The sequence below is a fragment of the Fulvivirga lutea genome, assembly GCF_017068455.1.
In the GTDB taxonomy this organism is placed as follows: Bacteria; Bacteroidota; Bacteroidia; order Cytophagales; family Cyclobacteriaceae; genus Fulvivirga; species Fulvivirga lutea.
Genome location: NZ_CP070608.1, coordinates 220,186 through 243,656 on the forward strand (window position 1 = coordinate 220,186; position 23,471 = coordinate 243,656).

At 37.1% G+C, this 23,471-nt stretch carries 24 protein-coding genes; 11 read left to right on the forward strand and 13 right to left on the reverse strand.

The genetic code is table 11. From position 1 onward, the window contains the following. Nucleotides 1-18: 18 nt before the first annotated feature. Nucleotides 19-576, forward strand: a complete 558-nt coding sequence (locus tag JR347_RS01125; protein ID WP_205722228.1) for an acyl-CoA thioesterase — start codon at nt 19-21, stop codon at nt 574-576. Here JR347_RS01125 and JR347_RS01130 read toward each other — a convergent pair whose 3' ends face one another. From JR347_RS01130 to JR347_RS01140, 3 genes are read right to left on the reverse strand one after another with little or no spacing between them, the layout of a single operon-like run. After that, the gene (locus JR347_RS01130) at nt 577-4,584 is read right to left on the reverse strand and encodes an FG-GAP-like repeat-containing protein (protein WP_205722229.1); all 4,008 of its coding nucleotides are present in this window, start codon (nt 4,582-4,584) and stop codon (nt 577-579) included. It lies immediately after the preceding gene. Continuing rightward, nucleotides 4,581-5,627, reverse strand: a complete 1,047-nt coding sequence (locus JR347_RS01135; protein WP_235689724.1) for a TIGR03032 family protein — start codon at nt 5,625-5,627, stop codon at nt 4,581-4,583. The genes JR347_RS01130 and JR347_RS01135 overlap by 4 nt, the downstream gene beginning before the upstream one ends. 49 nt (nt 5,628-5,676) lie before the next feature. Continuing rightward, on the reverse strand, nt 5,677-6,123 hold the full coding sequence (locus JR347_RS01140) for a hypothetical protein (protein WP_205722231.1): 447 nt from the start codon (nt 6,121-6,123) through the stop codon (nt 5,677-5,679). 106 nt (nt 6,124-6,229) lie between these two features. Between JR347_RS01140 and JR347_RS01145 the strand changes: the two genes are divergently transcribed. From JR347_RS01145 to JR347_RS01175, 7 genes are all read left to right on the forward strand, one after another. Next, entirely contained in the window at nt 6,230-6,961 is a 732-nt protein-coding gene (locus JR347_RS01145; protein ID WP_205722232.1) for a lysophospholipid acyltransferase family protein, read from the forward strand. Next, the gene (gatC, locus tag JR347_RS01150; protein WP_205722233.1) at nt 6,951-7,238 is read left to right on the forward strand and encodes an Asp-tRNA(Asn)/Glu-tRNA(Gln) amidotransferase subunit GatC; all 288 of its coding nucleotides are present in this window, start codon (nt 6,951-6,953) and stop codon (nt 7,236-7,238) included. The genes JR347_RS01145 and gatC overlap by 11 nt, the downstream gene beginning before the upstream one ends. A 1-nt stretch (nt 7,239) precedes the next feature. Next, entirely contained in the window at nt 7,240-10,242 is a 3,003-nt protein-coding gene (locus JR347_RS01155) for a tetratricopeptide repeat protein (protein ID WP_205722234.1), read from the forward strand. 54 nt (nt 10,243-10,296) lie between these two features. Then, entirely contained in the window at nt 10,297-11,379 is a 1,083-nt protein-coding gene (gcvT, locus tag JR347_RS01160) for a glycine cleavage system aminomethyltransferase GcvT (RefSeq protein ID WP_205722235.1), read from the forward strand. Between the two features lie 135 nt (nt 11,380-11,514). Next, nucleotides 11,515-11,832, forward strand: a complete 318-nt coding sequence (locus tag JR347_RS01165) for a GIY-YIG nuclease family protein (protein WP_205722236.1) — start codon at nt 11,515-11,517, stop codon at nt 11,830-11,832. 334 nt (nt 11,833-12,166) lie between these two features. After that, nucleotides 12,167-14,152 (forward strand): GAF domain-containing protein, encoded by a 1,986-nt coding sequence (locus JR347_RS01170; RefSeq protein ID WP_205722237.1) that lies wholly within the window; start codon nt 12,167-12,169, stop codon nt 14,150-14,152. Nucleotides 14,153-14,182: 30 nt separating this feature from the next. Continuing rightward, nucleotides 14,183-14,884: a 2-phosphosulfolactate phosphatase gene (locus JR347_RS01175; protein WP_205722238.1), complete on the forward strand. Its 702-nt coding sequence runs from the start codon at nt 14,183-14,185 to the stop codon at nt 14,882-14,884. A gap of 1 nt (nt 14,885) precedes the next feature. Here JR347_RS01175 and JR347_RS01180 read toward each other — a convergent pair whose 3' ends face one another. The 5 genes from JR347_RS01180 to JR347_RS01200 form a co-directional block, all read right to left on the reverse strand. Continuing rightward, nucleotides 14,886-15,212, reverse strand: coding sequence for a nucleotide pyrophosphohydrolase (locus JR347_RS01180; protein ID WP_205722239.1), 327 nt, complete (start codon nt 15,210-15,212; stop codon nt 14,886-14,888). After that, nucleotides 15,209-15,589, reverse strand: coding sequence for a hypothetical protein (locus tag JR347_RS01185; RefSeq protein WP_205722240.1), 381 nt, complete (start codon nt 15,587-15,589; stop codon nt 15,209-15,211). Before JR347_RS01185 ends, JR347_RS01180 begins: the two co-directional genes overlap by 4 nt. A gap of 128 nt (nt 15,590-15,717) precedes the next feature. Next, nucleotides 15,718-16,170, reverse strand: a complete 453-nt coding sequence (dtd, locus tag JR347_RS01190) for a D-aminoacyl-tRNA deacylase (protein ID WP_205722241.1) — start codon at nt 16,168-16,170, stop codon at nt 15,718-15,720. Between the two features lie 35 nt (nt 16,171-16,205). Further along, nucleotides 16,206-16,613 carry a YkvA family protein gene (locus JR347_RS01195; RefSeq protein WP_205722242.1) on the reverse strand — a complete coding sequence of 136 codons (408 nt, stop codon included), beginning with the start codon at nt 16,611-16,613 and terminating at the stop codon, nt 16,206-16,208. Between the two features lie 9 nt (nt 16,614-16,622). Continuing rightward, the gene (locus JR347_RS01200) at nt 16,623-17,144 is read right to left on the reverse strand and encodes a DUF7935 family protein (RefSeq protein WP_205722243.1); all 522 of its coding nucleotides are present in this window, start codon (nt 17,142-17,144) and stop codon (nt 16,623-16,625) included. Nucleotides 17,145-17,229: 85 nt separating this feature from the next. On the opposite strand from JR347_RS01200, the gene JR347_RS01205 reads away from it, so the two are divergent. Continuing rightward, entirely contained in the window at nt 17,230-17,538 is a 309-nt protein-coding gene (locus JR347_RS01205) for a HesB/IscA family protein (RefSeq protein WP_205722244.1), read from the forward strand. A 7-nt stretch (nt 17,539-17,545) separates the two neighbouring features. On the opposite strand, the gene folB is transcribed toward JR347_RS01205, so the two are convergent. From folB to JR347_RS01220, 3 genes are read right to left on the reverse strand one after another with little or no spacing between them, the layout of a single operon-like run. After that, a complete protein-coding gene (gene folB / locus JR347_RS01210) occupies nt 17,546-17,899 on the reverse strand; it encodes a dihydroneopterin aldolase (protein ID WP_205722245.1) in 354 nt (117 codons plus the stop codon). Further along, on the reverse strand, nt 17,899-18,651 hold the full coding sequence (locus JR347_RS01215) for a DivIVA domain-containing protein (RefSeq protein ID WP_205722246.1): 753 nt from the start codon (nt 18,649-18,651) through the stop codon (nt 17,899-17,901). Before JR347_RS01215 ends, folB begins: the two co-directional genes overlap by 1 nt. Before the next feature lie 27 nt (nt 18,652-18,678). Further along, nucleotides 18,679-19,593: a WD40 repeat domain-containing protein gene (locus tag JR347_RS01220; protein ID WP_205722247.1), complete on the reverse strand. Its 915-nt coding sequence runs from the start codon at nt 19,591-19,593 to the stop codon at nt 18,679-18,681. Between the two features lie 62 nt (nt 19,594-19,655). On the opposite strand from JR347_RS01220, the gene JR347_RS01225 reads away from it, so the two are divergent. Continuing rightward, a complete protein-coding gene (locus JR347_RS01225) occupies nt 19,656-20,294 on the forward strand; it encodes a 4'-phosphopantetheinyl transferase family protein (RefSeq protein WP_205722248.1) in 639 nt (212 codons plus the stop codon). Further along, complete coding sequence (locus JR347_RS01230; protein WP_205722249.1) at nt 20,294-20,854, forward strand: redoxin domain-containing protein; 561 nt, start codon at nt 20,294-20,296, stop codon at nt 20,852-20,854. Before JR347_RS01225 ends, JR347_RS01230 begins: the two co-directional genes overlap by 1 nt. Here the strand turns inward: JR347_RS01230 and JR347_RS01235 are convergent, their stop codons facing one another. Continuing rightward, complete coding sequence (locus JR347_RS01235) at nt 20,855-21,712, reverse strand: transglutaminase-like domain-containing protein (protein ID WP_205722250.1); 858 nt, start codon at nt 21,710-21,712, stop codon at nt 20,855-20,857. A 52-nt stretch (nt 21,713-21,764) separates the two neighbouring features. Continuing rightward, a complete protein-coding gene (locus tag JR347_RS01240) occupies nt 21,765-23,390 on the reverse strand; it encodes an acyl-CoA carboxylase subunit beta (protein ID WP_205722251.1) in 1,626 nt (541 codons plus the stop codon). Between the last annotated feature and the right edge of the window lie 81 nt (nt 23,391-23,471).

The window sequence follows — 23,471 nt, forward strand, 5'->3', positions numbered from 1 at the left end:
AATTTTATAAATTGAAACATGGAAAACCACCCCGGAAGAACTGTAGAGTATTCACGAACCACGATTACAGAGCTTATGATTCCTTCATACGCCAATTTCGGGGGTAAAATTCATGGTGGTATTTTATTGTCGCTCATTGATAAGGTTGCTTATGCCTGTGCCAGTAAACATGCAGGCAACTATTGTGTAACTGTTTCTGTAGATGGTGTAGAGTTTTTACAACCTGTGGAAGTTGGAGACCTGGTTTCGTTACATGCTTCTATTAATTATGTAGGAAGAACTTCGCTGGTAGTTGGCATAAAAGTAATTGCAGAAAACGTGAAGCAAGGCAGTGTGAAGCACACCAATACTTCTTATGTAACGATGGTAGCCAAAGATGATGACAACAAACCGACCATAGTTCCTCCTCTTATATTGGATAAACCCGTAGAGGTAAGGCGATTTTACGAAGCCATGAGAAGAAAAGAACTTAATCGCTCATTCAACGAAAAAATGGATGAAACCAAAGCCAATATTGACATGGATGATGCGGTTAGCCTTTTAAAAGATCAAAGATGTAATGTAAAGTTAGATTGATTACTCAATCAATATTCTTCTGGTTTCTAACTCATTTCCGTTGTCATCTCTAACAGTAACAATATATTGTCCTGCTGGTAACTCGCGCACATCAATACTTACTTCATCGGTAAAATTCAAATGTTTCAATTTTCTGCCACTGGCTGTAAACACCTCCACTTTTAATTTTCCTCGATTCTCGTTATCTAATACTTTCAGGTAATCGCTTGTTGGATTCGGGTAAAACAATATTCCATTATTAAACTCCTCTGTAGCGAGTATCACAAGTTGTCTTACAGAAATAACTCCTTGATCAACCAACGCTTCAATTGAAACCTGGCTATCTTTTGGTCCAGTACCAATTGTTATATCAATAAATGAATTCTCATCCATAGGATAACCAGGGTATTGTATATCAATATTATATTCGCCCGGTTCAACGCCTCTAACCATAAATTCTCCAGCATCATTCGTGTATACGTAGTATGCTAATTCACCGGCTCCTTCACCTTTAGAGGTGCTTCTTCCTCTTCTCAATGTTACACCTGCGCCACTCACTCTGCCTCTGGCCTCTATCCTACCACCATCAGGAATTTCTTCTTCCAAATAACCTGCAAATTGGCCAACATCACCCGTTGGGTTGGCGCTAAAAACGGCTGTAACGTCCGCAGTAAGATCACCATTAATAAAAAGTGTATCTGCTTCCGCCCAAAAAACTGTATTACCAAAATAAGTAGGTATTGCATCGGGGTGAGCAATTGTATCAACCACACTAGCTAAAATGTAATCAGCAAGAACTACATCATTCATTTGGAACTGACCTGTGCTATTCATTATAACTACTTGAGTAGTATCGAACCCGTTTGAATTTATCCTCATGAGTAACACATCTCCATCAGTGGCTGGGTCAGTTTCATTGATGTTAATCTGACCAGTACACACGGCCGTAGCCAAAACTGTTTTAGTTGCAGAAGTAATAGTTAGGCCAGGCACATCTGGGTTAGTAGCCTCGCAATAATAATCACCCATATTACTTCTATCAATTGAGGCTATATCCACTGTATTTGTAGTTTCTCCGTTTGCTATAGCCCCATTTCTAAACCATTGATATTCGTTGGCCGATCCAGCAATACTAAACGTAACAGAAGTGGCACTTCCTGCTGGAATCAAATCAAATGAAGCAACATCGTTTGCCTCTTGTTCTCCAATCACCAAGCCTGGTAGACTGCCAATGAGTTCAAAATCTCCAAAGTCTAATTTATTATTTGAAAGATCTATACTAGTGAGTGCCGTTAATCCAGATAAGTTACTTTGAATATCGTTGATTAAGTTCCCGCTAAGATCAACATCGGTTAATCGACCTAATTGATTAAATTCTGCTGGTATTGGGCCTTCTATATTATTATTTGGCAAGGTCAAAGCCGTTACTCCGTCTGCCGCAGCAGATACACCAAACCAGGTATCAACATTTCCTACTTTCCATGGATTAGTACCTTCTTGTGTATTTGTCCAATTGTCTCCATTAGTAGCATCATAAAAAGCAACTAATGCAGTTGAATCTGCTTCTAAAACATTCCCTAAGTTCTTGAATACTTTGTTAGCAATATAGTAGCCGCCAGTTACTAAATCTAAATCGCTATCTCCATCTAAATCTCCAAAAGCCAATGTCGTATATTCATCTCCTTTTCCTAAGCTAAGATCATCTCTTACAAAGACTCCTGTACCATCATTTAGAAAAAACTGAATGCCTTGTCCATAATTTGCTGTGGCGATATCTAAATCCCCATCATTGTCTACATCTGCGACAGAAGCTTGATAAATGTACCCTCCTGAATCAAATCCAAGATACCCTCCAGGGTGAGCAAAGAATGCCCCTGTTCCATCATTAAATAATGTGTACTGATTGCCAGCATATTCCTCACTATTACCAATGAATAAGTCTAAATCAGAATCGTTATCCAGATCTGCAAGAATAATTACACTAGCATCTAAACTTGGAGAGCCGTTGTATACTATACCACTAGAAGTAAAATTACCTGCCCCGTCATTATCAAATTTTTCAACAGTATAACCATAAGCCAAAACTATTTCTAAATCCGCATCTGCATCTATATTTCCTATTTCAAACTTTCCGCCATCAGAGGTTAAGGGAATACTTAGATTAGTTTGTTGACTAAAACTTAGACCTCCATTATTAATGAGAGTTCGCAAATAAAACTGCGTTGATCCTTCTCTGGCAATTAATGCAATATCCAAATCCGTATCTCCATCTAAATCTGCCAGACCGATGTCGATGGTTTCATACACGCCATATCCTCTGTTAGAATTGAATGAAAGTGTACCGGCATTCGTAGTCCAAATATCAAAACCAGGGTAAATAATGTTCCCATTGTCTGGAATGGCAACAAAGTCTAAATCGGCATCTCCATCTAATCTACCAAACACATGTTTTTCATTAGAATAAGACGTTGCTTCCTGACTCAAAACAAAATTCTGTCCTGAGCCATCATTGAGCCAAACTCTTGGAATAGCGCCTTGTATAATATCTAAGTCACCATCACTGTCAATATCTACTAAATCAATGTCGTAGGAATTAGCAACAGTTACGATATTAGTAGGATTTAAAGAGAAGGTAAGACCGCCAGTATTTTCATATGATTCTATATTTCCGTTACTAACGAATAAGTCAATATCACCATTGCCATCTAAATTGGCAGGCAATACGCTACCACTCAGTACTTGTGGGTTTATAAATATTGCTGAGCCGGAATTTTCGAAAATGAATGTTTCTCTGTTTTCAGAACTCATAATCACTTCAGGGTTATTATCATTATTTAAATCCCTGATGATTAAATCATCTGCTCTGTTTCCATTTGTTGCTGTAAAAAGTGTACCTGCAGTAAAGACTCCGGGAGATGTCTGTAACAAAGGTGTTAGTTGAACGTCAGGATATAGATTAGCACTTAATAAGATATCCACATCACCATCGTTATCTAAATTACCGATAGCTATTTCATCATATCCAAATAGATAAAAGAAGCCGGAGTTGTCAGTGAAGTTACCCGACCCATCATTAGTCAAAATTCTAATACCATTGTTAAATCCAGGATCTTGGCCTCGATAAACAATATCAAGATCAGAATCTCCATCCATATCTGCCACACCATAAATTTGAAAGACACCATAGCCTCCAAATCCAGTACTAGTAGAATATTGAGTGAAATTAAACGTATTATTTAAGTAGATAGAAACACTAAAAGGACTTACAGATTGATCATTGTAAGCATAGTCTGTATCACCATCTCCATCAAAATCCGCGAAAAGCACTTTATCCGAATCCAGTAAATCATTACCTATACTTCCTAATTCCTCAATAAAATTACCATTACCATCATTTCGTAAAATATTCGTTGAAAGAGGGTAACCGTTCTGTCCTCTGACTGTCAGCAAATCCAAATCTCCATCTCCATCAAAATCAGAAAGATCAGCTAATCTCAATGCATCAAAATTGGTGATCGGAATAATCTGTTGATTAAATGTAAAGTCTCCATTATTGATGAGCATTACAGGTGCCTCAGTGTAAGTTAGATATATCGCATCATCATCACCATCATTATCGAAATCTCCAATAAATGCTCCAGCGCTGGCTCCTTCGCCAAGTTGCTGAACTTGAGTGAAGAATATATTTTGAGCCTCAGTTTTTGCACCAGCACCATTATTCTTATTAACTCTATTTGCCCACTTCTTATTGGGCTCATTCTTTTGCGCCAATGAGGTTGATGTTACAACAATACCGAGTGCTAATGCCACTGCCCAGTGTTTAAAACTTAAACCTGTTTTAATATTAGCCTTTGCTCCAAGCTCCTTTAATTGCCTTTCAACTTTTTTTAGCCTTTCAACAACACTATATTTTTTTCTTGTCGTTAAGGTTTGAAAGTTCCCTTCCTCTATTCCCTTAAGAAACCTGGAAGATAGTTTTTGATGCTTGGCTTTTAGCCTTTTAGCGAGTAGTTGGTTTAAATTACTCATGATGTAACAGATTCTTTATTTTCTTCTTTTTCCGGTTGAGCCCAGAAAACTTCTTGTTCAGTAATTACTGATGACTTATGCATTTGCTTGGCATGATTTAACACATTTGGCCGCATCATGCCAGGTAAAATTTTCAAATCAAATAATTCCTCCACCGAGGTTTGATAAAGTATGTGTCCGCAGGGTTGCCCCGTAGGAATATAAATGACGGAAATTCCGCATACCACAGAGTTTTTAGCTACGGGAGCTTCTTTAAACAATGAACTGTTTGGTCTTAATTTAGAAGTGGCAACAAATAAATAATCACCAATTCTATCCATCCCACGTACAAAACCATTCAATTTTGTTACCACATCGTATTTACCATCTGCTACATTTACCTTAACAACTTCGCCCGTGGCAGAAAGTAACATCCATAAACCGTCATTATAAATTCTTGGTGAGTGAGGTACTGGTAATTTATCGCCAATAATCGAATTAGATTCAACGTCCATTAATATGCCTCCTTCCAGCATTTTATCCTTCCACTCTCGGCCTTGATCCCCATGTCCTAATGCTGTTACATATTTAGGATTACCTTCTTTATCAATGGCCAATCCATTTAAATGGCACCTATCTTCCGGCTTTAATTCAGTGATAAAGTGGGGCTTCCAAAAGTTTTTAAAGCTAAAGTCTGAATCAAAAGTTGATAAGCAACTAAATAATGTATTCACTCCTACTAACCCCTTATTTGAATAAGTGATGTCGTGAAGGTCTAATGTGCCTGTATGATATGTAACCCTGGGTATAAAGAGACTGTCATAAGTATTTGGATTAGCCGGATAATTCCTGGCCATTCCAGGGGCATTTGTGGTTATTATTAGCTCGTCCCTTGTGGCAATAGCTAGCTTTCCGTTTTCTAACGCTAAGCCCATGGGCTTATCAAAATTTCTTGGAAGCTGAATAAGCTGGTTTTCATCTTTGGCTGAAAATAAAACAACCTTGCCCGTTTGGTATGTGCTAATAGCAACAGAACACTTTAAACCGAGTAGCAACTCTGGCATGTTTGGGGAATAGGTATAACTAAATGGAGGCGGGGGCGTCATAATTGATTTATCTTGTAAATGTGAAAATATTTTCTCCTGCTACTGCATCTTGCCTACCCAAAATTGTTTCATCCAATACAAATCTTAAAACCAATGAATTTTGCGTTATTCCCTGAATAGTAACATTTAAACCCAAGCCTGTAGTAAATGAAGTGGCACTTTCATCGTTAAAACTCCATGAATCCGTTGATTCAAATACAGCTCTTCCATTTTCAGCTGTAACACCTCCATCGGAAAAAGTGAGAGAAAGTCCGCTGAATTCATCTGTATAATCAACTTCACCTACAGTTACACTTTGTATATTCCAGGTTGTTCCGATAGCCGCATCTCCGATTAATAAAGTTTTTACTCTTTCTGTCTCGGTAATTGAAGGATCATCACTTCCGCTATCGCAACCCATGTAAGCGAAAAATGAAAATAGAATAACCGAGCTGAATATATGTAGTACTCTCATCTTCTTGATTATTTTGACCTATGAAATTACTAAATTTTAATCATTCATAACTGGATTAGCAGAGGATATTTCATCATTTTGCGCATTGATCATAAAGGACATTCATTTGAAAATAATTAGAGGCCTTCACACAGTTTATGCGCTGATCATTTTTATGATCCTGTTTATTCTGCTCCTACCCCTATTTTTAATACCTATTTTCAGACAAAGTCAATTTCATCTTACAGGCATATTCAATAGAATTTGGGCAAATCTATTCTTCAGGCTTACCTTCTTTCCAATTGATCTGGAATATAGATTCAATTACAAGGAGAAAAGACAATATGTGTTCTGCCCTAACCATTTTTCGTATTTGGATATCCCAACAATGGGTTTAAATAAAATTAACGCAGTTTTCGTGGGAAAAAACGATATGGAGAATATTCCATTATTCGGCTATATGTATCGAAAACTGCACATAACAGTAGATCGAACTAGTTTAAAAAGCAGGTATAATACTATTCTGAGATCATTTGAAGCTATTGATGAAGGCAAGAGCCTAATGATTTTTCCTGAAGGCGGTATTTTAACTAACAATGTGCCTGAAATGGTAAAATTTAAGGATGGAGCATTCCGAACGGCCATAGAGAAACAAATTCCAATAGTGCCGGTAACTATTCCTTATAATTGGATAATTTTGCCTGATGGTCAATGGTTGCCAAAGGTCAGAACCATTAAAGTAATCTATCACGAACCGATAGAAACTAAGGGTCTAACATTAGAAAATTTGGCTGAACTTAAGCAACAGACATTCGATACTATTGATCAGGAATTGAAGAAAGCACTCAATGAAAGTTGATAGAGAATTATTAAATAAAACTGCGCACCTGGCAAGACTTGAGTTTGATGAGAAATCAGCAGAATCTATGATGGCTGATATGTCCAAAATCATCACATGGGTTGAAAAACTCAACGAAGTAGATACTGAAGGTGTGGCTCCGCTTACTACAATGTCTCACGAAGTAAATGTGCTAAGAGAAGATGAAGTTAAACCACATTTAAGTCATGAGCGTGCATTAAAAAATGCACCAAAAAAGGATGCTGATTTTTTCAGAGTCCCAAAAGTAATGGAGTAATATGCAAACAAACTATTTCTGGAATACCTGGCCCAAAGAAGGTCGTAATTTATACCTGCTTTTTTTAGGCGGATTGTTACTATCAATCCTGTGGATGTGCTACCACTATTTTGCTGGTATTCACAGTTTTTTAGATTGGAATATTTTAGCCGAAGTAGATAAAACAGGAATTTTAGTTGACGTATTTAAGATAGGCCCGTTTAATCTTACACAAAATGTAGAAAGCACTTATTTTCTGCAAAAATATGCCGGAACAGCACCATTAATATCCTCTACAGATTATTACATTTTCTTAGCGATTATAAGCATCTGCGCCTCAGTGCTCATTGCATTGATAAGTGCTTTTAAAAAATTCTGGTACTTCATTGGTGTAGCTTTATTCACTTTCTTTCTGGTAAGTCTTAAACTAGAGCTTTTATTACTATTTGATAGCAATGACAAAATAGGGTTAATCACTGCTATACTACTCTATCTGCCTTTATCTTATCTTTTTAATCAATTCTGGACACAAACAAGCTTAATAAAAAGAATTGGTGCCTTTTTGATTATTACAGGCGCATTGGCTCTGTTCTTCTATCTTTCAGCAGCTACGCCAAAACCATTTTTCTATTTGGCGACATCGCTCAATTCAGCAGCAACCGTTTTGAGTCTGGTATTCATTTTCACGGTAGCGCATGAAATAGTTGCCGGATTTGCATTTTTATTATTCGGATCTGGAACAACCACCACTAAAAATGGTACCGTTCACTTCTTAATTATCAGCATTATATATCTGACAAACGTGGTATTCGCCTATCTTCATGAAGCTAACCTTGTTGATTGGAATATATTTTATTTAGATGTGTACTTACTCTTAACTGTAAGTGCCATTCTTGGTATTTGGGGATTTAGACACCGCGAAAACCAATATGATTTTGCCCTGAAATTTGCCCCCACAGGCGCTCTGCTTTACTTAACCTTTGGTATAATCTGTTTCACCACAATTGCCCATTTTTATAACATAGGAAATGATGCAGGCCTCGAGATTTTTCGGGATTTTATCTTATATGCCCACATGGGGTTTGGGTTCATTTTCGTTTTGTATACCCTGGCCAATTTTGCAGGACTTCTAAAAAGTAAACTGGCTATCTACAAAGTAATCTATAAGCCTACAAACATGCCCTATTTCACATTTAGGTTTGCAGGGCTTATTGTAGTGATTGCATTTGTACTTAAGGCTAATTGGAAGGTGCCCGTGTTTCAAAATTCAGCTTCAAACTATAACAGTGTTGCAGATTATCATCATTCCAATGGAGAAAATTTACTTGCCGAGAGATATTACTTAGAGGCCAGTGAATACGCTCTTTTTAATCATAAGTCGAATTACTCTATTGCGATTATTAATGATCGAATGAATAATGAGGAGCGGGCTATAATCCGCTATAAAGAAGCCATTAAGAAATATCCTAGTCCTCAAGCCTATATCAACCTTTCGATTCTGTTTAATAAACAAAACCGATTTTTCGATGCACTATTTACACTTCGAGATGGACAGAAAAAATTTCCTCAGAGCACCGAAATTCAAAATGCCCTTGGCTTGCAATATGGCAAAACCAATGTGATAGATTCTGCCATCTATTTTTTGGATAAGGCAGCTACTAATAACCCTAAAAAAGGAAGTGCTGCCAGCAATATTTTGGCTTTAATTGCATCCAACAATCTTTCTATCGATGTTGATTCAGTATTAAAAGAATATGCAGTAGAGGCAAATCCGGTGAGTTTGAATAACACCCTGGTTTTAAGCAACAAGAATCGAAAAATTAAAGAGTTAGCCTATAACTTTTCTGATTCAGCTTTATCTACCATAGATATATCCATACTTTCAAATAAAGCTATTAACCGGCTATTTAGTGCCGATAGTTTTAACACAAAAGAATTGAAGGCTTATGCTGAATACGAACGAAACTATGTTGCTAGAGAAGGGCTAGACTACCTTTATTGCTTGCATCAATACAAAAATAAGCAAGTGCACACTGCATTCAGAAAGCTCAACTGGATGGCTAGCACAAGGGAAAAAATTGCTGCCAAATATTTTGATGATCTTGGGCTTTGGGCATTGGAGCAAGAAGCACCAGAAGTAGCTGCTCAGTATTTCCAGTGGTCTTTAGATAGAAACTATGAAGAAGCTAAGTTTCATTTAGCCATCGCCTTATCTGAAATGCAACATGAAAATGCTGCACTTGCCTGGCAAGATCTTTCAGTAAATGGTCCCACTGATCTGAGGTCAATTTCAGAAAAAATGTATGCGCTGATGTCAAGTAAACTCGATGAAAATGCGAGCGATTACGACAAAACATTATATGCGAGGTATAGGCTCTCCTACAGTGATACTTCAGAATTTAAGCAATTAATAAAATCCATTAAAGACCCCAATTACAGAGCCAGTGCGGTGCTTACTATGTGTGAAAAACTGTGGGATCGTGAACTTATTGAAAGCACGATAAATGTTTACAGCCTTATTGAAAACATTGCGATAACTGATAAGCAGCTTTTTGAAAATATTCAATTCTTTGAATTGAACATGCTGGCATATCAGGGTCAGATTCGTGATTTGGCAAGTAAAATTAACCAGGGTGTTGAGTTTGGGCCGGAAAGGTTTTTGGAAAAAGCACTTTATACAGGATTAATAGCCTTCTCAAGTGGTGACTCTATCATGGCCAAAAAGCAATTTGATATTCTTGGAGATCGAAATCCCTTTTACGAGGAATCAGTTATTTCTTCCGCAGAATTCATGAATCTCACTGACAAGTTTGAAGCTTACAATATGCTTTTAAACGCCACTGAGATTAATCCTAATTCCATTAAACTATTAATAGCATACATTTATCAGTGCGGCAGAATAGAGCAAGAAACCTATGCAAAATCCGGTTTAGAAAAAATAAAGACCATGGTAAGTGACTCAGAGTATACCAAGATAAAATCTACTTATGATAAAATTCTGGAAGAGGCATCAAATGCCTGGTAACCGTTTTTCATAAAATTTAAAAAATTAACTTTGCCGCCTATTAACTAAGAAACTATGGAACTGAAGAAAATAGCCCTTAACGATATTCATGAAAAACTTGGTGCTAAAATGGTGCCTTTTGCCGGTTACAACATGCCTGTACGTTACAGCTCAGATATTGAAGAGCACATGACAGTAAGAAATGGCGTTGGTATCTTTGATGTATCGCACATGGGTGAATTCTTAATTTCCGGTCCAAATGCATTAGATCTTATTCAAAAAGTTACTTCTAACGATGCATCAACATTAGAAATTGGAAGGGCACAATATTCTTGCTTACCTAACGATGATGGCGGAATTGTTGATGATTTGTTGGTGTATCAAATGAAAGAAGAGCAATATCTGCTAGTAGTGAATGCATCTAATATAGAAAAAGACTGGAATTGGATCTCTTCAAAGAATGATGTAGGTGCTGAGATGAAAAATATCTCTGACGACTTTTCACTATTTGCAGTTCAAGGACCAAAGGCTGTTGAAGCCTTACAGAAACTTACCTCAGTTGACTTATCAGCAATTAAATTTTATCACTTTGATGTGGGAGATTTTGCTGGCGCTGAGCATGTGATTATATCAGCTACTGGATATACAGGTGCAGGAGGTTTTGAAATATACATGCACAACCATCATGCTGAAATGATTTGGAATAAAATTATGGAAGCTGGCAAAGAGTTTGACATTAAGCCGATTGGTTTAGGTGCCAGAGATACCCTAAGAATGGAAATGGGTTATTGCTTGTATGGCAATGATATTGATGATACCACCTCGCCTTTAGAAGCAGGCCTTGGCTGGATTACAAAATTTACAAAGGATTTTACCAACTCTGAGGCTTTAAAGAAGCAAAAAGAGGAGGGTGTAACTCAGAAGTTAGTCGGTTTCAAAATGATTGACAGAGGCATTCCTCGCCATGATTATGATATTCAGGATGCTGATGGAAATAAAATTGGTAGAGTAACTTCTGGTACTCAGTCGCCAGTACTTTCTCAGGGTATTGGAATGGGTTATGTAAAAACCGAATTTGCTAAACCAGAGACTGAAATATTCATAGCTGTTAGAAACCGAAGCCTGAAGGCAGTAGTGAGTAAGTTGCCTTTGATATGAGGAAAAGTTTGGGTTTGAGAGCTAATGAAATTTTCGTTAATGAATAAAAAGATTCCGGCTCAAGGCCGGAATGACAATATTTTAAATATCTACTTGTCATTGCGGACTTGATCCGCAATCCTGGATTTAGAAACAATGCCTGATCATCAATACTTCGTTTATATACTGAGCAGCAACTCAAATTCAACAATTTACACAGGTGTAACCAATGATTTAGAAACACGGGTTCTCCAACACAAACTAAAAACTGTCAAAGGCTTTTCTTCAAAGTATAATGTAGATAAGCTCGTACATTTTGAAGAATTCAATCAAGTAAATGATGCAATAGCACGAGAAAAGCAACTTAAGAATTGGAAGCGCATTTGGAAAAATGAATTGATTGAAAAAGAAAATCCGAAGTGGAAAGACCTTAGTGAAGATTGGTATCATGATGATGATTTAGTCAAGAAATAATGGGATGCCGGATCAAGTCCGGCATGACAGCTTATTTGGATTGTCGTTTCGGATTTAATCCAGAATCCAGAATTTAAAGCAGTAATTTTACCTCATCTCACCTTTTTCTTTAGTTTCTCTATAGGATAGCGTTAATTGAGTTTAATCATTCAATTATTTACCGAATGTTCAGGTAAGTTGAAAAAATAGTGTTAAAAGAAGTTAACATCCACAGAGATCACCAATTTATTAGTTTGTTTCAGAATAAAAATTATTTTTGATGTAGACTGCGTAATGCATTCTGATATTGAACTTACATAAAACCTAAATACATTTTTTCGCCATGTTCAAAAACATGACAATTAAGAAAAAGATGATGTTTTTCATCTTGGGTCTTACCGTAGTAATTTATTCGATAACTATTGGATATACTATCTACAGCCTGCGTGATGAAGCCATTGAAGAAGCTAAAAAACTAGCTGATACGTATGCCTCAGATAAAGCCAACGACATTAAGGCGAAACTGGATGAAGATATGGCCATTACTCGTGCCATGACACTTATTATGCAGGATTATGTGGACCTGCCCACAGACCAACGAGAAAAGATGCAGTTTCAATTGATGAAAAGCATTTTGGAACAGTACCCGAAATACGAGGCGGTTTGGATGAGCTGGCAACTAGAATATATAGATTCTGCCTGGACCAAAGAATATGGTCGACTGAGTATTAACTGCTATTGGGATAATGGAACCATAAAAACATCTCAGGAGAGAAAAGACTTAAATGGCTTTGTACTTGATGGTTTATACTATCGACTTTTAACTGAGAAAGTAGAGGTTTTAACCGAGCCTTATGAGTTCGACTCATATGATATTAATTCTGGAGGAACATTACTGGCCGTTTCACCAACTAAAACTTTGTTAGATGATGATGGCACGGCATTAGGTGTGATGGGCATCGATATGTCATTAGAAGAATACAGCAAAATGACTACTATTGAAGGTTATGAGCATGGTTATGCATTTCTGGCCTCCAACAACGGAACCATAGTAGCCCATAAAAATCCGGAATATTCAAACAAGCCATTAACAGTTTTGGACTACTATGACGATTTGGATTTTAATCTAATGGAGCTAGTTCAAACCGGAGGCAAAAAATCATTTACTATCTACAGTGAAGAATTACAAGATGATGCTTATGTATCGATAGCACCAATACCGGTAGGTAGATCTGATGCCCCCTGGTCAGTGGGAATTATCGTTCCGTATGCTGAAATAACCGGTACCATCAATACTACATTCTGGTTTATGATTGTTGTTGCCATTGTTGGTTTAACATTGTTAACATTCGTAATTCTTAGAATCAGTAATGATATTGTTAGTTCCTTAGAAAAGACCAGCGCTCTGCTGAAAGATATAGCCAGAGGAGATATTAACATGAGCAATAAGCTGGATGTGAACAGCAAAAACCGATTAGGGCAAATGTCCAGCTCAGTCAATACATTAATGGATGAGCTCAATAAAAAAGCTACTTTCTCGAAGCTAATCGGAGAAGGCAATTTAGATGCTGATTTTGAAGTATCCAGTGAAGATGATGTATTAGGTAATTCACTTCTGGAGATGCGTAATAGCCTTAAGCATGCAAAGAGTGAAGAAGAAAAAAGAAGATGGACGAATGAAGGATTGGCGAAATTTGCAGACATACTTCAATCTGATTCAGAGAACCTTGATGCTTTATGCTCCAAAATAATCAGCAACTTGGTAAGCTATACGAAAGTGATACAAGGTGGCATTTTCCTTATTAATGATGATGATCCTAGCGATAAATTCATTCAGCTAAAGGGCGCGTATGCTTACGAACGCAAAAAGTGGATGGATAAGAGAATAGAAATGGATGAAGGGCTTGTGGCTCAATCAATGAAAGAGCAGAGCTACATCTACCTAAAGGAAGTTCCGCAAGATTATGTAAATATAACCTCTGGATTGGGCGAAGCTAAGCCTAATGTAATTCTGATTATGCCATTAATGCTCAATGGAGAGGTATTTGGTGCAATAGAGCTGGTGTCATTTAATGAAATACCAACCTACCAGATAGAATTTCTACAAAAATTGGCTGAAAATATCGCATCTACAGTATCCTCTGCGAAAATTAACAATACAACCAAGAAGTTATTAGAGCAATCTAAAATTCAGGCAGAAGACTTACAAAGCCAGGAAGAGGAGATGCGTCAAAACATGGAAGAACTGCAAGCTACACAGGAAGAGATGATTCGAAAAGAAAAAGAATACGTTAGCAAAATTGAGGAGTTGGAGAGAAAACTGGGTAATCAGAAAAAATAATCATTTAACATTGCAGCCAAAGTTTAGCTTATGAAAACGGTTGACGTTTGCCTTAGTCCTGACCTGATTCACCTGTATGATGTTACCGACAAGGTAGTTGTGGTAGTAGACATTTTAAGAGCAACATCTTGCATGACGGCAGGTTTGGCAAGCGGAGTGAAAAGCATTACTCCATTCGAAAACCTTGAGCAATGCCAGCGAATGAAAACCGAGGGTTATCTGATTGCTGGAGAACGGAATGGAGAAAAAGTAGAAGGATTTGATCTCGGCAACTCACCTTTCGACTATATGGATGAAAAAGTAAAAGGTAAAAAAGTAGCAGTAACTACCACTAATGGTACTGTTGCCATTGAAAAGTCCAGAAGATCTATTGAAGTAATAATCGGTTCATTTCTAAACATAAGTAGCGTAGCGAGGTATGTGTTGGCTCAAAAGCAGAATGTACTTATTTTATGTGCCGGCTGGAAAGGTAAGGTAAATCTTGAGGACTCACTTTTTGCGGGGGCTCTTGTAGATAGAATTATTGATCAGTTCGATTATGAAACAGATGCACCGCTATTAGCTCGCTCTGGTTATTTACAAATGAAAGATGATCTTCTCGGCCAGATTAAAAACTCTTCTCATGCCAGAAGGTTGAATAGGCTGAACGTTATCAAAGACATTGAGTACTGTTTAACTGAGGATGTTTTTGATGTAGTGCCCAAGTTAAAAGATGGAGAGTTAGTAGTTTAAGTTATTTTAACTTATCGTTATTCTTATGACGGTCTGCATCACGGATCGTTTTCTTTTCAAAGTTTTTTTCCAGTGCTTTAGTCAGATCAACACCGGTCTGATTAGCTAAGCAGATGAGAACCCAAAGAACATCGGCCATCTCATCTCCCAACTCTTTATTCTTATCAGATTCTTTTTCTGATTGCTCCCCGTACCTGCGCGACATAATACGTGCCAGCTCACCTACCTCTTCTGTAAGAATGGTCATGTTTGTTAGTTCATTGAAATATCGAACACCAATGGTTTTGATCCATTCGTCTACTTTTTGCTGGGCTTCTTCGATTGTCATTTTTTTAATTTTAAAAGTAACTGCTCATATCTACCACTTGCTTTTAGTTTATCCACTTTAACTAAATATTTTCCGAAAACATATATAATTAACAATCTGATAGAGATATAAATTATTGGTATAGAGATTAAAACCACTTCACCAAACATGCCCCTACCGGCATTTTTAAATGATTCCCCATGGTTAGGAATAATTTCTAAAGGAATAAATCCCAATACCAATTCGATAAAAGAATGAATTAAATAAATACTTAAACCAGAGATAATTGAACTGTAAGGTGTTTTGCTATAAGCCTTCCAAAAGTACAGATAGATAAATGTACAAATGGGGTAAATAACTACTCCTAAATTAAACCCCTCAGCAAACGCTTTAATCATAAAAAAGGAGCTCAAAAGCAGGCAAAAAACAAATAGTATCTTAAAAATTAGAAAATAACGACTTGCAGAGTTTATGTCTTGCAAAATGATCGCCTCCTTGGCTATTTGAGCTGATTTAGATAATTTGCTCACTGCTTGTTTTTCGTATCGATAATAATTGTTACAGGCCCATCATTCACTAAACTAACCTTCATATCTGCACCAAACTCACCGGTTTTAATTTCTTTAGACGTATGGACTTCCAACGCTTTAATAAAATCTTCATACAAAGGTATAGCCACATCGGGTTTGGCAGCTTTATTATAAGAAGGCCTGTTGCCTTTTTTTGTATTGGCATGCAGAGTAAATTGGCTGATGACTAAAATATTGCCATCCACATCCATCACACTTTTGTTCATTACACCTTCCTCATCATCAAATATTCGTAGGTTGGCAACCTTTTTACTCAACCATTCTATATCCTCTTGATTATCAGCATCTTCAATGCCTAACAAGATCATCAAACCTTGACCAATATGGCCTTTAATTTCATGATTAATTTTAACTGATGCTTCAGAAACTCGCTGAATAGCTGCAATCATAGATAATTGTAATTTTGATTAGGAATGATAGGTATTTAGCCTTCTTGGAGGCTATTCTCCCACTCTAAGAACTTATCAATTTCTTCTTGAAGTTTGTTGTACACCCAAAGCACAACGGTAAAGTCATCGATCAAACCGGTGATAGGAATAAAGTCAGGAACCAAATCAAGCGGGGTAACAAAATACACTATGGCCGCCACAATTAGAAGTATATTCTGAACCTGAATATCTCTATATTCTCCTTTTCTGTAAGCCTTTACCATCCTTATAAGTGTGCGTAGGCGAGTGGCCAGCTTAGATGTTGTGACCGCAGAAACGTCTATTTCGGATAACTTATCTTTTGAGACATTAAGAAGTTGTCTCATCCGATTATTATTTCCCAAAAGTGCTCCTGCCCTCCGTCTCGCATTTTTAAAAAATTTATTTCCTTCTACATTCTTCATTCTACTTAATTAAAAAGTCTCCCAAATCTCACGTTTCACCGAAAGTAACGCATGCTGAATAGGGTCTGGTTCCTTTTGCATGGTTTTCTCAAAAATCTGCTTCGATAAATCCACCCCTGTGGCTTTTTCATCTAAATTGGAAACTGCCTCGTTAATAGTAACAATCAAGTCTTCCTTGGCTGATTTTACAAGCTCCCATGCATCTTCACTCATATATAACTGCTGCGAAACATTATGATTATATTCTTCTCTAATTTCATTCAACAATATTTGCTGAAACTCTCTTGCTGTGTAGTTTCCATTATTTAACCTGACAATCAGGTTATTCGGGCTAATGCGCTCCAAAAACAAACAAACACGTTCATATGCATGCAATCTGTTAGGCATAACCGTTTCTATGCTTTTACCTCTTACCTCCAGTCTCTTTTTATCCAACTCAGCATTAATAAATGATTTTACAATCAAATACATGGCATATAATACCAGACCTGCAGGAATAATGATTTTACCGAACTCAATTAGTGCTTCCATATGTTTAGCTTAACGAATAACGTATTTTTGTGTTAAGAAGGTGAATTTAAGAAAGTACGAGAGAATATTATAACTCAGTGATAAAATGCAAGCAATAACTCCAGTAACCATTACCGATAAAGCCGCTGAAGAGATAAAAAACATCATGGAAAATAAGAATATTCCAGAAGGTTATTTATTGCGAATTGGCATTAAGGGTTCAGGTGGTTGTGCTGGTTTTGAATATATGCTTGGTTTCGATAAGCAAAAAGAAACTGACCTTGTTTATGAAGTTGCAGGAATATCCGTATTAGTTGAAAAAAAGCACACCATGTACCTACTAGATTTAGAAGTAGATTTTCATGAGGGCGCAGATGCCCGAGGCTTTACCTTTGTGAAAAAACAACCAGCCTAATGCCTGACTAGTGTCTGAACTTCATCGACACTGTGGCTCGTTTACACTCACCATTGATAGGTGGATTAAACTTAGAAAGACTAACCTCCACCTCATTCACACCTTCTTCTTTTAATATTCGTTTGCCAATGTTGTTCACCACATGTTCCAAAAGTTTGGAAGTGTTGGCCATTTCCGTTTTGGCAATAGCATACAACTTTTCATAATCTACAGTCTTAGCCAGATCATCATTTTCGGCCGCATCACTAAAATCTGTATCTACAGTAATGTTGAGTTCAAAGTGGTTGCCGTTTTCTCTTTCAACCGCATGGTAACCATGATAGGAATAGAAGGCCAGGCCTTCTAACGTAATCTTACCCATTATTCGAAATCGTCAAAAAAAGAGTTATCAGAGCTATCAGAAGATGGAGCCTCCACAGGTTTTGATTCTTCTTTCTTCTCCTTATTTTCTGGTTGCGGTTTCTCCACTTTCAGTTCCTTAGGTGCAGGAGGTTCCGTGTTTTCTAATTTGGTGTCAAAATCAAGGGTAAGCTTCTTACTGGCAGGTTTACTATCCCGCTTCACTTTCATGAGCTCTTCGTCAATATCGATTTGTTTAAGTTGAGCTTTTACGCGATTCGCTTTTTCAATAGCCTCACTGGCAAAAGTCTTAATGTCCGATAAAAGATCTTCTTTAACATTTTCAAGGTTTCTATAAATCTGAGCCATTGATCTGAGCCTATCTTCCATATCATCGACAGCCGTTTTTGACTTCATCTCAGCTTCTTCTATCATATCTTTGGCTTTCGACTTGGCCTCGTTCATTAACGCCTCGGCCTTCATCTCTGTTTCCTTCATATGTAGTTGCGCAGCTTTAGTAGCCTGATCAATCATGCTTGCACCAGTATCCTCAGCAGTTTTCAATGTTTTAAAGAGCGAGTTCTCTACCTCTCTCAATTTCTCAACTTCCTTCTCCGATGACTCAAGCTTGATTTTGAGCTCTTTGTTTTCGTCCTGCATTTTCTCCCATTCAGTTGAGAGTGTTGCTAAAAACGCCATAACTTCATCTTTATCAAGGCCTCTGAAAGCCTTCTCAAACGTCTTTTGGCGTATTTCTAATGGCGTAATTTTCATGTTTCTATATTGCTATCCAACTATAATCTATAACTCTAAATTCCAAATCGATATTGTTCGATCGTCACTGGCACTTACTAACAAATCATTATGATTTGTCCATAACAGTTTGTTTACCGATGTTCCATGCCCCGCATGCCTTGCTTTATCAATAACCTTCAGTAGTTTAAATCGTTCAGCATCCCATACTTTTATCGATTTATCCATGCTACAAGTTACAAAATGTTTGCCATCCGGGCTAAAAGCTATATTATTAATGGCATACATGTGGGCAACTATATCTTCTAATAACATGTACCCGGCTTCAACATCCCAAATTTTTAAATGTGCATCTCGGCCAGCACTCAACAACAGCTTATTATCCGGACTATACTTCAGTGTAAAAACACTATTATCATGCGCAGCATCAATGCTATACTTTTCTTCATGATTCTCTAAATCGAAAATCTTAATGGTATTATCACTAGTTCCTACTGCTATTTCTTGCCTTTCTTTATTGATTGAAATGGTTCTTACACTCTTTTCAGCTACACTAATTTTATCGATTAATTTCAAAGGTGTTAATGAAAGAATATAAAGTATCCCATCACCACCGCCTACGTACATTTTATTTTTGTACGACTGAATATCAAAAATGGCCGATTCTAAGAATTTAAGTGAGGCTCGCTCCTCTTTTCCATCCAAATCAATGAAGTGAACGCCCTCGTAATTATGCCCGATTGCCAGTACATTGGCATTTCGAAGGTAATGTAGTCCGTAGATCGAATTAGGCAATTTAGCAACTAGTTTACCTTTATCGGGCTCTGAAAGGTCCCATTGTACCACCATGCCATCGCCTGCTGCAGAAAAGAAAATGTTATCCGAAGAAAAGCCTTCTAGTGTATAAACAGCATCGTTATGGCCCTTATATGAATCTATTTTATTGACCACAACCTTACTCATAACCTGAATTTGACTAAATTGGTAATTTTAAGCAAATAAGCACGATCTGAGCTACTATATCAATGCCTCTAGAAAAAATCGAAGAAATAACTCCATCCAGGCACCTCGTTCTATGGCATATCAATGAATCTGAAAGTGAATTACTTCAATTAACTGGTAATAGTCCTGAATTGCTACGGAAGCTTTCAGAAATAAAAGTTGATACTAAAAGGTTAGAATTACTGGCTGCATGGGCGAGCTTGTTAACTCTCTCCAAAAGTCTTTCATTTCAGTTTAATGGCCTTAGTAAAAATGAAAATGGAAAACCCATATTAATAGGCTCATCGCGTGAGATTTCTATTACACATTCTTATCCTTATGTTGCTGTAATACATGATATCCAATCTGATGTTGGAATTGATTTGGAGCAACCGAAGGATAAGTTGTTAAAGATCGCTCACAAATTCTTATCTGAAGCTGAGTTAAAGGGTTCTTACAATGACATTGTAAAGCTTTGTATTCTATGGAGCGCCAAAGAAGCCATGTATAAAATTTACTCAAAAAGAGGTTTAATCTTTAATGAACATATGATTGTTGAACCATTCGATTTATCAAAATCTGGCACGATTACTGGCCTTATTCATATGAATGAGTACAAAAAAAAGGTTAAATTACATTACAGGGTAACACCGGATTATGTTCTTGTTTTTAACCTAGACTAATGATGAAATATATATTTAGCTTAATTATTCTGCTTTCGAGTCCCGCTTTTGGGCAGACAATTACCGATTTTACTGCTTTAAATGTTCAGGATGGAAAGGCTTTTTCCTTAAAAAATATGCCATCAAAAAATGGAGTAGTGGTAATATTCACCAGTAACGTATGCCCTTACTCTGTTTACTACGAAGGTAGGATTACTCAGTTAGTTTCTGACTACGGAGATCGGATACAGTTTATTCTTGTAAACAGTATGACTGATGATAAGGAGACAGCAGAGCAAATGAAAAATAAAATCTCCACCTGGGGATTGTCTGTACCTTACCTTGCGGATAAAGATGGTACGATAAGCAACCAATTTGGTGCACGTAAAAGCCCTGAAGTTTTTCTTCTCAAGCCTGTAGGAGGGGCATACAAGGTTTATTACAAAGGATCAATTGATAACAACCCACAAGTTGCTAATGATGTAAAAGATCAATATTTAAAAAAGAATATTGAGAATTTGTTAGCAGGTAAATCTGCTGTTGCAAATTCAACCAGACCCATTGGTTGTATGATTAGATGATTAGATTAAATCGTTAACATCTCCTCCGGCAATTGCGCGGAGTAACAATTTTACTTCTTCGGTTTTAGAGTGCTCACCGATCTTCTCGAATGCATTCATTAGGTTTCTTAAGGAACGCCTTATTATATCGACATTGCTACAGGGTTGAAAGAAATTTTCCTGAGGATTAATTCTCAGCTCAGCAATGTAATTGTCAATATCATCTCTTGAGAAAATTAATCCTCTGTTAAATACATTAATATAAAATTGATGATGCTGTTCCTCTTTATAAGTAAGTATAAATAAATTGGGAAGATTGACGCCATATACCGGCATTTTTAAACGTTGTGCTACAAGCATATAAATGGCGCATAAGCTTATTGGATTTCCTTTTTTTGAATCCAATACCACGTTAATCATGGAATTACCCGGTGAATGAAAATTTTTTGTGTTAGCACCGAACTTTAATTTATTGAATAAGACACTATTCAAAAGTTTCACCTGATCGATAGGGTGTGCATCAGGTTTAAATTCCAGCCATGCCTCATAATAAATCTGCTCTAAATCCTGCTTCAATTTTACAAATTCGAGATCAGGATATTGGTAGGTGGCTATAAGCCAAAGGCCTTTTAACAAATCATCAGAATCTGTTTCATACCACTCTGTAAGTCTTTCTTGTAGTAACTCAAATTGAAGCACATGAATTAAATCTTCAATCCTTCGCTGTACAGAAGGGTTTAAATTACTCTCCCATTCCGTTTCCAGATAAGGTATTATTTCCTGTCCTAATGATTTGATTTTATCCTCTACGTGATTAATAATCTGAGAGTCTTCATCATCAAGTAATGATACTAGTGCTTTAAATTCGCTATCCTTCAAATTAGATTATTTAGCCAGCTTTAATTTATGTCCGGAAAATTTAATTTCAAAATTAGGTTTGTATAACTCCAACATTAAATTTCTCTACAGGAGCATGATCTGCCGCCTCTATACCCATTGAAATTACTTTTCTTGTTTCCCTGGGATCAATAATTCCATCTACCCACAATCTTGAGGCAGCGTAATATGGACTTAGCTCCTCATTATATTTATCAGTAATTTCCTTCAAAAGCTTCTCTTCTGCTTCAGGAGTAATTTCTTCTCCCTTTGCCTTAAGAGTTGCTACCTTTATCTGAAGCAGAGTTTTAGCTGCCGAAGCCCCACTCATTACTGCTATTTGTGCTGTAGGCCATGCGTAAATTAATCTCGGATCGTATGCTTTTCCGCACATTGCGTAATTACCCGCTCCGTAAGAGTTGCCCATCATAATAGTAAACTTTGGTACGGTAGAGTTAGCCATAGCATTTACCATTTTGGCTCCATCTTTAATGATGCCTCCATGCTCCGCTTTGCTCCCCACCATAAAACCACTTACATCTTGTAAAAAAACCAAAGGAATTTTACGTTGGTTGCAGTTCATAATGAAGCGAGCTGCTTTATCAGCCGAATCAGAATAAATTACACCACCCATTTGCATTTCGCCTTTCTTGCTTTTCACCACCTTACGTTGATTGGCCACAATACCCACTGACCAGCCATCAATTCTGCCATAGCCACAGACTATGGTTTTTCCATAAAGCGCCTTGTATTCGTCAAATTCTGACTTATCCACCAGCCGCTTAATTACATCTTTAACATCGTATGGTTTTACCCTATCTTGAGGAATAATGCCCAACAAACTATCAACACTTTCAGATGGCTCTTCTGATTTAACCCGATCAAAACCTGCTTTCTCGTAAGCTCCAATTTTATCAAAAATCGATTTTATATAGTCCAAACAAGCCTCATCATTATCAAACTTATTATCAGTGACGCCAGATATCTCACAATGAGTGGAAGCGCCACCGAGTGTTTCATTATCTATTGTTTCGCCAATGGCCGATTTAACTAGGTATGAGCCTGCGAGAAATATGGAACCTGTTTTATCAACTATCATCGCTTCATCGGACATGATTGGAAGATATGCTCCACCAGCCACACAGCTACCCATAACAGCTGCGATTTGAACGATGCCCATTGAAGACATTTTTGCATTATTTCTAAATTGCCTTCCAAAGTGCTCTTTATCAGGAAAAATTTCATTTTGCATTGGCAAAAACACTCCGGCACTATCTACTAAATAGATGATTGGAAGTCTATTTTCCATAGCCACTTCCTGAGCGCGTAAATTCTTTTTGGCAGTAATGGGGAACCATGCACCCGCTTTTACAGTGGCATCGTTGGCTACTATTACGCACTGTCTACCCTGAATATAGCCAATGCCTGTTACCACACCACCCGATGGGCAGCCTCCTACTTCTTGATACATACCCTCACCAGCAAAGAGACCTATTTCAAGAAATTCGGATTCATTATCGGTAAGATAATTAATTCTTTCCCTGGCAGTGAGCTTTCCCTTTTCATGCTGAGAAGCTATTTTCTTCTCGCCACCGCCAAGTTTTGTTTTATCCGATTTAGTCTTTAATTGATAAATGAGTTGCTTAAGGTTATCCTCATTCTTATTGAATTCTATATCCATAAGTAGGTTGTCATTCTTTATAATTTGTACTTACAAACGTTTGTAAGTTAACTGCCACAATTTTAAAGATTATCAGAGGAA